Source organism: Haliscomenobacter sp. (assembly GCF_041740695.1).
In the GTDB taxonomy this organism is placed as follows: Bacteria; Bacteroidota; Bacteroidia; order Chitinophagales; family Saprospiraceae; genus Haliscomenobacter.
This window is the reverse complement of record NZ_JBGSLK010000025.1, coordinates 1-11,334: the sequence shown is the minus strand read 5'-3', so window position 1 is coordinate 11,334 and position 11,334 is coordinate 1. Positions and strand designations below refer to the sequence as shown.

Annotated in this window: 9 protein-coding genes and 1 pseudogene; 2 read left to right on the top strand and 8 right to left on the bottom strand. The window is 43.8% G+C overall.

All coding sequences use genetic code 11. The features are described from left to right. Positions 1 to 219: 219 nt before the first annotated feature. Positions 220 to 3,075: a hypothetical protein gene (locus tag ACEW9O_RS05165; protein ID WP_373549063.1), complete on the top strand. Its 2,856-nt coding sequence runs from the start codon at positions 220 to 222 to the stop codon at positions 3,073 to 3,075. Positions 3,076 to 3,208: 133 nt separating this feature from the next. Here ACEW9O_RS05165 and arsB read toward each other — a convergent pair whose 3' ends face one another. The 4 genes from arsB to cdd form a co-directional block, all read right to left on the bottom strand. Continuing rightward, a complete protein-coding gene (gene arsB, locus ACEW9O_RS05160; protein ID WP_373549062.1) occupies positions 3,209 to 4,276 on the bottom strand; it encodes an ACR3 family arsenite efflux transporter in 1,068 nt (355 codons plus the stop codon). 281 nt (positions 4,277 to 4,557) lie between these two features. Continuing rightward, a complete protein-coding gene (locus ACEW9O_RS05155) occupies positions 4,558 to 4,983 on the bottom strand; it encodes an arsenate reductase ArsC (protein WP_373549061.1) in 426 nt (141 codons plus the stop codon). Between the two features lie 19 nt (positions 4,984 to 5,002). Continuing rightward, entirely contained in the window at positions 5,003 to 5,332 is a 330-nt protein-coding gene (locus ACEW9O_RS05150) for an ArsR/SmtB family transcription factor (protein WP_373549060.1), read from the bottom strand. A 369-nt stretch (positions 5,333 to 5,701) separates the two neighbouring features. Further along, positions 5,702 to 6,175, bottom strand: coding sequence for a cytidine deaminase (gene cdd / locus ACEW9O_RS05145; protein WP_373549059.1), 474 nt, complete (start codon positions 6,173 to 6,175; stop codon positions 5,702 to 5,704). 37 nt (positions 6,176 to 6,212) lie between these two features. Here cdd and ACEW9O_RS05140 point away from each other — a divergent pair, with 37 nt between their 5' ends. Then, positions 6,213 to 7,550: a saccharopine dehydrogenase C-terminal domain-containing protein gene (locus ACEW9O_RS05140; protein WP_373549058.1), complete on the top strand. Its 1,338-nt coding sequence runs from the start codon at positions 6,213 to 6,215 to the stop codon at positions 7,548 to 7,550. 312 nt (positions 7,551 to 7,862) lie between these two features. On the opposite strand, the gene ACEW9O_RS05135 is transcribed toward ACEW9O_RS05140, so the two are convergent. The 4 genes and pseudogenes from ACEW9O_RS05135 to ACEW9O_RS05120 form a co-directional block, all read right to left on the bottom strand. Continuing rightward, complete coding sequence (locus ACEW9O_RS05135; RefSeq protein ID WP_373549057.1) at positions 7,863 to 8,738, bottom strand: PHB depolymerase family esterase; 876 nt, start codon at positions 8,736 to 8,738, stop codon at positions 7,863 to 7,865. A gap of 77 nt (positions 8,739 to 8,815) precedes the next feature. Then, complete coding sequence (locus ACEW9O_RS05130) at positions 8,816 to 9,250, bottom strand: nuclear transport factor 2 family protein (RefSeq protein ID WP_373549056.1); 435 nt, start codon at positions 9,248 to 9,250, stop codon at positions 8,816 to 8,818. 23 nt (positions 9,251 to 9,273) lie between these two features. Beyond that, complete coding sequence (locus tag ACEW9O_RS05125; RefSeq protein ID WP_373549115.1) at positions 9,274 to 10,203, bottom strand: ATP-binding protein; 930 nt, start codon at positions 10,201 to 10,203, stop codon at positions 9,274 to 9,276. Between the two features lie 15 nt (positions 10,204 to 10,218). Further along, a pseudogene (locus tag ACEW9O_RS05120) lies at positions 10,219 to 11,172 on the bottom strand (PAS domain S-box protein); the annotation flags it as partial. Positions 11,173 to 11,334: the final 162 nt, after the last annotated feature.

Below are 11,334 nucleotides of genomic sequence, written 5' to 3'. Positions count from 1 at the left end.
TGGGTGCAAAGCCTTTTTTTATTTGGTTTTTCAAGTAGAACAGGTGATTAGCTCAAAAGTAAACTCGAAAATCAACAGAAAAAAGAATTGAACCCCATCAAATATTTCATCAATGATTTTTTTGACTACTACAAAAAAGTATTTTTATCTTTATAATTAATTTGTTGTTAATTTATTATGAAAAATAAAGACTTTCACAATAACCGCAACTTACCCTACATGAAGTACATTTTTTGTCTGCTTTTTATCTTTTCGCAAACCGGCATCAGCTACGCTATTGTAGGAAAATATCCTATTCAAAATTTTATGCCTTCCGACTACAAAGCCGGAATACAGAATATTGATTTTGCACAAAACAGGGATATGACTTTGTTTGTCGCGAACAACCTCGGTATTCTTTCTTACAATGGTAAATCTTGGGAGAAGCATGCCCTCCAAACGGGTAAAAAACAGCGCTCCTTGGCATTTGACAAACAAGCAAACCGTTTGTATTTTGGTTCACAGGGGGCATTCGGCTACTTTGACGGCGACTGGAACATGGTGTCGCTCAAGGACAAAATACCACAGTCTTCTCCTGATTTCGATGAGGTATGGGATGTTTTCCTACTCAACTCAAAAGCCTATTTTTGTACCTTCCAAGGCATTTACATCTATGATGGCCGGACCATTTCCGTACTTTCCCACAAGGATGGGTTCAACCGAAGCTTTCAGACCAATGGAAAGTTATTTGCCCAAAGCAAGCAGGGACAACTTTTTGAGATAAAGGACAAGCAACTCCTCACTCCTGCTTACCTGCCCAGTTCGAGCGACGAAACCATTGCAGGTGTCATCTCACAGGACGGTGGATACCTTTTGATCTACAATTCGGGGAAAATCGAATTGGCCACTTCATTTGGGGTTGAGGGCAAATACGACGCTTTGAGCAATGCATTGCGGGGCAAGTACGTCAACCATGTGCTCCAACTATCCGATAACCGTCTGGCCATTTCTACCCAGACCGCTGGCGTATTTCTTTTCGATTTACAAAAACAGTCCATCGAAAACATCACGACCCAGGATGGCTTATTGTCCAACGCCTGTTTGCGGGCATTTCAGGACTATTCCGGAAACCTGTGGGTGGGCATGCAAAACGGGATTGCCCTCATCGACATCAATTCCCCGATGCGCTTCATTAACCAGGAAATCAACATTCAGGGCAGCGGGTATGAAGCTTTTCAAAGGGATGAAGGCACCTATTACACTACATCAGGCGGCATCTACTTCTTGGCAAAGAATGCTGGCCAAAGCGTATTTCTTAAAGGAACGGAAGGCCCTGCTTACGGGATGCAAAACATCTCCGGGAAATTGTATGCCGGGCATCACACCGGACTTTTCCTACTGTCGAATGGAACCGCTAAACGGATAGCCAACACGCATGGATTGTGGGTGGTAAAACAGTTCCAATCTAACCCGGGTTTTGCCATCGGTGGCACCTACTCAGGCTTGTATCTCTTCAGGATGAATGAAAAAATGGAACTTGAGGGGGCCGGAAAAATCTCCGGTTTTAAGGAGTCGAGCCGTTTTTTTGAAGAAGACCGGGAAGGAAAAATCTGGGTAGGGCAGTTCTACAAAGGCTTATACCAGTTGTCGCTGTCAACCGATTTAATGGCAGCGGTTGTGCACAAAATTTCTGCCAGTCAGGGCCTCCCAATGGATGAGCAGATTATTTTGAGCCGAATTGACAACGAACTGTATCTGGGCACCCCCAAAGGAGTTTACAAAATAGATCAGTTAAAGAATCGCATCGTAAAGTCGGAAACCTTTTCTACCGTTATCGGGGAACACCAGGTTTATTTGATGGTTCAAGACAACCAAAAGAATGTCCATGTTTACACGGATGACATCGCTGGCTTTTTTAAACAAATCAGTGTCGACAACTATACATTTGTGCCATCCTCCTTGTTTCGATTGCGTTATTCTTTAAACAACGATTTGCTGAATGTTTCGACACACACCGACAATGGCTTGATGTTCAATGCCAACGAAGGTTTTATCCAGTACCGAGCCGAGTTAGAGAATCTTTTGGCTGCTGAAAAACCCCTGATCGTAAGCAAAGTAATCAATGTGGCTGAAGACAGCATTTTGTATGAACGAAAACCCTTTGGTGTGAAGCTGGAAAACCCGGTGCATTTGACGGTTTCGTATCGGGCCAAAGTTTTGCAGTTCGAAGTGGAGGCGTTTCAGTTCAATGAAGTGGACAATCAGCAGTTTCGTTATTGCCTGAAAGGTTTTGACGAGGGTTACGGTGAATGGACTTACGCTACGGTCAAGGAATACACCAATCTTAAGGAAGGTGCATACGAGTTTAGAGTGCAAACCAAAAACTTTCTGGGACAGATCATCACGAGCCAGCCCATTTTTTTAAAAGTAAAACCGCCGTTTCACCGGAGCCTGCTGGCCCGGATTTTATATGTGGCGTTGGGTGTTTTGTGTCTGCTGATGGTGTCAAAGCTACAAAAGCGCCGGTACAAGTTGAGGGCACAAAAAGCGGAAGAGGCGAAACAAAATGAATTGATGAAAAAACAACAGGAATTGATCGACATAGAACATCAAAAGGAGCAAGCAGTACGACAAATAGAGGAGGACAAGATGAAAAGTGAACTGCAACACCTCAATAGCTTGCTGGCTGCTTCCACCATGAATTTGGTGGTGAAAAATACCTTCATGGAAACCATCAAAGAAGAATTGGAAGAAGTGAAGCAAAAAGGGAAAAGTGTAGAAACAAAATACGCACTGGAGAAAATCGTGAGGGAAATTGATACTTCGTTAAGGCTTCAGGAGGACTGGAATCAGTTTGAATATCATTTTGACCAGGTTCACGGTGACTTTCTAAATCGCCTCAGGGAGTACTTCTCCGACCTTACCCCCAATGAACAAAGGCTTTGCATCCTGCTGCGGCTAAACCTGAGTACCAAGGAAATCTCCAACCTCATGAGCATCTCTCTCCGGGGGGTGGAAATTGCCCGTTACCGCCTCCGAAAAAAATTGGGACTGGACTTGGGGCAAAATTTGTCGAAGTTTATTTTGGAGTATTGAAACACGAATCATCCCGAATTTTTCAGAAAACATTAAAGCGACATTTTTTTTAGCACAAAGGACAGAAAGGCAGTACAAAGGACACAAAGGTGAGACGTTGACGAGGCATTACATCCAAAGTAAGATAAAGGCCCTATGTTGGAAGGTAATATCTTTTTCTAAGCCAAAACGCCACATTCACCAACGCAATCAACGCAGGCACTTCCACCAATGGTCCAATCACCCCGACAAAAGCTTGTCCACTGTTGATGCCAAACACCCCAATCGCCACCGCGATGGCCAACTCAAAGTTGTTGCCCGCCGCAGTAAACGCAATCGATGCGTTTTGAGCATAATCAGCGCCAAAGGCTTTGCCGATGAAGAAACTCACCAGGAACATGATCGCAAAGTAAATTACCAGCGGCAGCGCAATGCGCAATACATCCAGCGGAATTTGTACAATCAGTTCCCCTTTGAGGCTGAACATCACCACGATGGTGAACAACAGCGCGATCAAGGTAATGGGAGAAATGAAGGGTATAAATTTGTTTTGGAACCATTCTTCCCCTTTGATTTTGATCAGTGCATAACGACTGATGATCCCGGCAAGGAAAGGAATGCCCAGGTAAATGGCCACACTTTCGGCAATTTGGGCGATGGTGATGTTGACATCCAAACCCTTCATGCCAAAAATCGGTGGCAAAATGGTGATGAAAAAATAGGCATACACACTGTACAAAAGCACTTGAAAAATGCTGTTCAAGGCCACCAAACCCGCGGCGTACTCGCGGTTGCCTTCGGCCAATTCGTTCCACACAATCACCATCGCGATGCAACGCGCCAAACCGATCAGGATCAAACCAATCATGTAATCAGGGTGGTCGCGCAAAAAGGTAATGGCCAGCAGGAACATCAAGATGGGTCCAATCACCCAGTTCAGGAGTAGGGAGGCGGTCAGAATTCTAGTATTGCGGAATACTTCCCCCATTTTTTCGTAACGTACCTTGGCCAGCGGCGGGTACATCATCAGGATCAGGCCAATGGCCAGCGGGATATTGGTGGTGCCGGACGAAAAGGAGTTGATGAAATTGGAGGAAGAGGGAAAAAAGTAGCCGATGCCTACACCGATGCCCATCGCGAGGAAAATCCAGAGGGTGAGGTATTGGTCGAGGAAGCTTAATTTTTTGCGTTCGTGCGCTGGCGCACAGTCGTTGGCAGACATGTTTTTAGGTTGAAATATTGTTGAAGAATTAGATTTCAGGCGAATTGATTATCAGGGAATTATTAAGCAACGACTAGCGGCAGCGCCGCCAAAACGTCTGTAGATTTAATGCACAATACCTGATTAAAGGTGCAGAGCACCGTAACTCCTGCTTCTTTGTTGCGGTGCTCTGCACCTTTATCTCAGAATTCGGCACTTCAGGCTACAGACGTTTAGCGGCTCTGCCGCTGGTCGTTAAGCCTATGAGTGCTTAGTTTATTGACAATCAATCCACCTCAAGTCTATTGAAGGTACTCTTTAGCAAAATCCCCAAAATACCCCTTAATCACCTCCCGCACTTCCCGAAACTGCTGCATGATTTCCTCTTCCGTTCCACTTGCCTTGGCCGGATCGGGAAAATTGTGGTGAAATTGCTGTGCTTTGCCCGGAAAAATGGGGCAACGTTCGTTGGCATTGTCGCATACCGTGATCACGTAATCGAAATCTACATCCAGGTATTCGTTGACATTGTTGGAAGTATGCTGGCTGATGTCGATGCCATCTTCCTGCATAGTGGCAATGGCGCGTGGGTTAACCCCGTGGGTTTCCACTCCAGCGCTGTACACTTTTACTTTGCTCGGATCGGTGAAATGTTCCAAATAACCGTGGGCAATCTGGCTGCGGCAAGAGTTGCCAGTGCAGAGGACAAGGACGTTTTTGTGATTCATTTTGGTGGGTATAAAAAGATTAACAATTACAAGGGAAATCGTGAATGGTTAGGGCAAACAAGGCTTCAAATTGGGCTTTGACCACTCGCCATTGCTCCGTATTCAAACAATAATTCACATTCAAACCACTGATTTCTCCCTTGATCAGCCCCGCATTTTTTAACTCTTGCAAATGCTGGCACACGGTGGCACGACTTAGGGGCAATTCATTGGCAATGTCACCGGAAATGCAACTTTTCTGGGCCGCCAACAACTTGATGATCGCAATCCGGGCAGGGTGGGAGAGGAGTTTGGCCGCTTGGGCTAATTCCTGTAATTCCGGGGGAAATTCAGCAGTTTTGGCGTGCATTTGCGCAGATTTAATTTGTATGTCGTAAACATACGAATTAAAAATTCTACTTTCATACAGCCACTTAAAACTTAACCCAGACTTAATGTAACTGTTCCGGTGCTATGCACCTTAACCGTCCTACTTGGTCTAAATTCTACAGCCGTTTTGGCGGCTCTGCCGCTGGTCGGTGACCTTTAGTTTGATTAACTTATTGATTATCAATTTACCTAAAGTCTAATAATGTTTTATCTCTCTAATACCAAACGTATTGCCTAAATTTCTAAGGTGACCCCTAAGGTGAACTAAGGTGTCTAAGGTGGTGAAAAAGAAAAAACCCCTGCGAAGCAGGGTTCCCTTCCATAACTCTAAATTTTTACCATTCTTTCTTCACCCCAAATCAGTCCCACTAAACCCAAACGGCAACAAATCCCCAATCGACTTAAAACCATATACCTTTCCCTGTGGCCCCTGAATAAGCATGGTGATAACCCCCTCATTCCGCTGTTCATTTTCCCAAATCACCTGCCGGCAAGCCCCACAAGGTGAAACAAAAATGTCTTCTTTTGCAGCAACTACGGCCATTGCTACCATTTTTTGGGAAGGATACTGTATATTTGCCACGGCTAAGGCATTTCGTTCGGCGCACAAACAAAGCGGGTAGGACGCATTTTCCTGGTTGGCACCCGGTACCAGGGTTCCATCCTCCAGCAAAATGGCAGCACCCACTTTGAATGAAGAATACGGCGAATAAGATAGGCCCAACGCTTTTTTTGCACAGTCCAACAACTCTTGATACTCTGGTGGAAGTTCTGTCGTTGATGCATAACAACGATAGTCCACTTGTAATTTCAACTCTACCATCAGCGCAATTGGTTTACTTAGTTCAAAAATATACCATATGAACAACATTCTGATCATCGGAGCCGGACTTTCTTCCAGTTCACTGATCAAATATGTATTAGAACAAGCCGCAGTGCGGTCTTGGTTCGTTACTGTTGCGGATGCCCAACTAGAAAACGCCGAAAAAAAAGTAAAAAACCACCCCAATGGCCGCGCGGTATGGTTGGACGTACTGAAGGTCAATGACCGCCGTGAACTGATTAGCCGCGCCGATGTGGTCGTATCTATACTGCCCGCACACTTGCACCTCGAAGTAGCACACGACTGTGTAAAGCTAAAAAAGCACCTGATCACTGCTTCTTACGTGTCGCAGGAAATGTACCGCCTGGGGGATGAAGCCCGCGATCGGGAGCTGATTTTTATGGGTGAAATGGGCCTGGATCCCGGAATCGACCACATGTCCGCCATGAAGGTCATCGATGAGATCAAAGAAAGTGGCGGCAAAGTCACTGCTTTCCGCTCCTATACTGGTGGATTGATTGCACCCGAAAGTGACGACAATCCCTGGCATTACAAAATCACCTGGAATCCGCGGAACGTGGTATTAGCGGGCCAAGGCACTGCCCAATACCTGGAAAATGGCCGCTTGCGCTACCAGCCTTACCACCGCTTGTACAAGGAATGCCGCACCATCGATATTCCCGAAGTGGGTAAAATGGAGGCTTACGCCAACCGCGATTCCCTCTTGTACCGCGAAGCTTACGGCCTGGGTGATATTCCCAATATTTTAAGGGGCACCTTGCGTTATCCCGGATTTTGCGAAGCCTGGGATGCGCTGATTCAGATTGGCTTGACGGATGCTGACTTCCCAATTTTGCATTCTGGCGAAATCTCTTACCACGAATTGATGGATGCCTACGTGGATCAACACATCGGTGGATCGGTCAAAGAGCGGATTGCCCAGATGTTGAATGAAGAAGACGTCAATTCACCGATCATGAAAAAACTGGAATGGTTGGGAGTCTTCAGCAAGAAAAAAATCAAACTGCCCAATGCGACGCCAGCACTAATTCTGGAGCACTTGCTGCGGGATAAATGGAAGCTCAAACCGACCGACAAAGACATGGTCGTGATGCACCATGAATTCGAATACGAGAAAAAAGGCGAAAAACGCATCCGCACTTCTACCATGTCCCAAAAAGGGGTAAATGCTGACGAAACCGCGATGGCCCAAACCGTAGGTTTACCGATGGCCATTTTTGTGAAACTGGTGGTGGAAGGGAAAATCAAGTCACGCGGGGTACAAATTCCGGTGATGAAGGAGGTGTACGAGCCGGTGTTGAGTGAGTTGGAGGAGTATGGGATTGTGTTTAAGGAGATTGATCGGAAGTTGTAGGGGGGTGGTTGAGACTTGATCTAATGGCTGGCATTTAACCTTTGGATGGAAAACATAGATCCAGTCTTGACTACTTTTTATTTTCCAAGAGTTTATTATTATTTTATTATCAATAATTTAGAATTAAAAACGATTTTGTTTTCATTGTAAGCAAACTAATCACTAGTGTCCGGTTCTAACCAATTGAATATCTTTTGATTAGAACCGGACACTAGTGCTAACAAATATAGACTCATTGTGTTAAGATTGCAAGCCACTTACTTATTGAATTTTTGAATCGTCAACATGGCCTTTGACCTGATCCCAAAAAACCTACTGCCGCTTAAAAAACTCCCAAGCCTCCACATGCACATCAATATCCCCCGGATAATCATGCTTCCCCCCAATCACTTTCAGCAAAGTCACTTCCGGTTTCCCTTTTGCCTTGAACTGATAACGCTCAATGGTTTTACCATCCTTGGGATCAGTATTAGGTAAAGTCGTTTTCATGGGTTGACCGGTATACCCTGCCAAATCGGACCAATATTGAAAGCTACTTTCCGTAGAGCGGATCAAACCCATAGTGACCCCATTGCCGAGGATGATTTCTCCACCTTCCCAACGATTCAAGGGGTCTGCGGTCCCATTGACAATCATCACGGGTTTGGCTACTTTTTTATCAATACAGTCAAAATTGCTAGGGTCGGGCAAACTGGCTACAATGGCAGTGATGGCCTTTATTTTTTCAGGCAAGGTCATGGCCAATTTGTAGGCCATATGGCCACCGCCACTGGTGCCCACCACAAACACATTTTTTGTATTGATCCGGTACTGCTTTTTGAAGTATTGGATCATCGCCTCAAAAAAGGCTTCCTCATTGATGTTCTCCAAGTTTGGAGGAGTAGTGGCGCTTTTCCGGCACTCGTTCCAGTACCGCTTGTATCCATCGGGATAAACAACAATCAAATTTTCGCTGCTGGACAATTTATCCAATTTGCTTGCACCGGCCATCATTTGTTTCCCATTTCCTCCTGAGCCGTGTAGCACAAAAATGAGTCTCTTGTTCTTTTTGTTGTTTTCTGGTCGGTTGAAATGAAAACGGCGGAAATGCTTTTCAACCTCAATCGAATCACTGATCAATTGAGCAGCTGCTGTCAACGAGAACAAACAGCAACATACCGGTAAAATTGAAAGTGTAAGGAATTTCATCTGTTGAGTAGGTTTCTGTATTTAATTTAAGTTTGAAGTTACCTTGAACTAGACAGGCTTGAGCTGGTCAACTGGGATTATTTTGGAATGCGATTTTTCCTGAAAGAATTCTTAACCGCGATTTTTCCGTTTTTGAACGTAAAGAGATCACATCCCGTTACTTCAACCCTTGTTCCATCTGATTTTGTCCCGGAAAATGTCCATTCCGAAATTCCTCTGTCTCCAATGATCAGGTGGCTGGGATTGGACCAGCGCGCATCAGGAAAAATCTTAAATACATTTTCAAACGCTTTCCTTACTTCTGCTTGACCCTGAAACGTTTCACCCTCAACGTTGGGGCCTGCGGAAGCTTGAAAAACACAGTCATCGGTCATGGTGCTCATGATTGCATTGATGTCATGTGCATTAAATGCATCAGCAAATGATTGCAAAAATGCTTCATTAACAACTGATGATTGAGCCATAGCTAAGAGTGATATTGTTGAGAAGATTCCGATTAATATTGGTCTCATTGTGAATGATCATTGGGCGATAATTATTGTTTATTTTTTACTAATTTCACTATTTTACTGTGTAATAATTTTTCGTCAACAGGTTTGGATATATAATCATTCATTCCAACAGCTTTGCATTTTTCAACATCAACTGTTGTGAGGTCAGCTGTAAGGGCAATGATGGGGATTTGAGAATTCATTTTGCTGCGAATATGCTGCGTGGCTTCAAAGCCATTCAGCTCAGGCATTAGCAGATCCATCAGAATAATATCATACTTGTTTTCTTGCAGCTTTTCGATTGCCATTTTTCCATTGTCTGCAATATCTACATCAAAGCCAAAATCTTTTAAAATTATTTTCACTAAAAGTTGATTCAATAGTATGTCCTCCGCAACCAATACCTTGATGTTTTCAATGCGCTCGGCTAATTCCACGCTATGATCAGTTGCGGTTATTTCTGCCATTGCTGTTGTTTCTACAATGGCTTTCTTAAAATTCAGAACAAAACCAAAGGTTGACCCTATTCCTGGTTTACTATTTACAATGAGGGTTCCACCCTGTAGCTCTACAAATTGCTTAACGATAGAAAGTCCCAAGCCTGTCCCTCCGTATAATCTGGAGGTTTCGTCAGCTGCTTGTTGGAAGTCGTCAAAAATATGTCCCAGTTTATTTTCAGGAACCCCGATCCCTGTATCTGTTACTGAAAATTCTATGGCTATACTGTCAGCCCCTTCTTTCAGCATGCGCACACTTACGGTTATTTTTCCTTCATCTGTAAACTTTACGGCATTACTCAGTAGGTTTAAAATGATTTGACGCAAACGCAACGAGTCGCCTAGTAAAATTTCAGGAATAGCCGCATCATAATTTTTAATCAATTCCAGGTTTTTTTCCTGGATTTTTGGTTCAAATAAATGAAGCGTTGCAGCAATGGAAGTGGACAATTCAAATGGAATTTGCTCAAAGGTCATCTTTCCTGCATCTACTTTGGCAATGTCAAGTATATCATTGATTAAAAGGATCAAGGAATCCCCAGATACTTTAATGGCATTTATGTATTCTTTTTGTTTTTCACTTAACTCTGTTTTTAATACCACATTGGTAAAGCCAATGACCGCATTCATTGGTGTCCGTATTTCATGGCTCATATTAGACAAAAATAGCTGCTTCGCCTTTATGGCTGTTTCTGCCTTACTTTTGGCTTCTAATAGCTCATGAATGTCGGTAGTACTGCCCACCCACATCTTAAGTTGACCATTTTCATCTTTTATAGGCGATGCAAGGTTCAAGTGCCATCGGTAGTCACCTTCTTTATTCATAAATCGCATTTCCATTTCTAAAACCGTACCGGTTTCTGCTGCTTTTTGAAAGCGCTTTTGAAATTCGTCCAGTTCATCAGGGTGCATAATCTTCTGGTAGCCAAAATCTCTTAATTCTTCAAAACTGTAACCTGAGTAGTCCAGCCAGTGTTTATTAAAATAGGTAACATCGCCAACTGCATTGGCATTGCTGATTTTTGCAGGCATCAGATCGGCCAAATGGCGGAAATGGGATTCACTTTCTTTTAAAGCATTTATTGCCAGTATAGTTTCATGAATATCAAAACCAGCACCTATAAAGCCCATAAATTCGCCATTGGGCAAATAGCGTGGATTAGCATGAATCTGAAACCACCGGTACGCTCCATCGTAACGCCTAATCCTTATGGCAGGCAGAGTATAGGGTTGCCGTTTTTCAAAGGCTGACACATAAACATCCATAATTAACTGTACATCATCGGGATGAATAATGTCATCCCATGTTCTACCCATGGCTTCTTCAATTGTTTGCCCTGTGTAATCTAACCAGTAGTTATTAAAGTAACTGATAGAGGCTTCCGCATTTGGCTCTGCAATAAAAATATGCATGGGTACAGTGTCGGCCAGCGTGCGGAAACGTTCTTCGCTTTCCTTGAGTTTTAAACCATACTACTGGACATTTTTACAAAAAGGCTTCCTTTGCGGTTTTAACAAGCTAAAGACATGCCTTAAAAATTCAAGGAGGGAAAAACACTTTTTGGTCAAGACGCTCAATCCTTCCCTAAAAATAGAGACCTCCAGGGT

What these genes read in the sequence shown, in the direction of transcription:
- ACEW9O_RS05165 (WP_373549063.1), top strand. Translation starts at nt 220, where the DNA reads ATGAAGTACATTTTTTGTCTGCTTTTTATCTTTTCGCAAACCGGCATC.
- arsB (WP_373549062.1), bottom strand. Translation starts at nt 4,276, where the DNA reads ATGTCTGCCAACGACTGTGCGCCAGCGCACGAACGCAAAAAATTAAGC.
- ACEW9O_RS05155 (WP_373549061.1), bottom strand. Translation starts at nt 4,983, where the DNA reads ATGAATCACAAAAACGTCCTTGTCCTCTGCACTGGCAACTCTTGCCGC.
- ACEW9O_RS05150 (WP_373549060.1), bottom strand. Translation starts at nt 5,332, where the DNA reads ATGCACGCCAAAACTGCTGAATTTCCCCCGGAATTACAGGAATTAGCC.
- cdd (WP_373549059.1), bottom strand. Translation starts at nt 6,175, where the DNA reads ATGGTAGAGTTGAAATTACAAGTGGACTATCGTTGTTATGCATCAACG.
- ACEW9O_RS05140 (WP_373549058.1), top strand. Translation starts at nt 6,213, where the DNA reads ATGAACAACATTCTGATCATCGGAGCCGGACTTTCTTCCAGTTCACTG.
- ACEW9O_RS05135 (WP_373549057.1), bottom strand. Translation starts at nt 8,738, where the DNA reads ATGAAATTCCTTACACTTTCAATTTTACCGGTATGTTGCTGTTTGTTC.
- ACEW9O_RS05130 (WP_373549056.1), bottom strand. Translation starts at nt 9,250, where the DNA reads ATGAGACCAATATTAATCGGAATCTTCTCAACAATATCACTCTTAGCT.
- ACEW9O_RS05125 (WP_373549115.1), bottom strand. Translation starts at nt 10,203, where the DNA reads ATGACCTTTGAGCAAATTCCATTTGAATTGTCCACTTCCATTGCTGCA.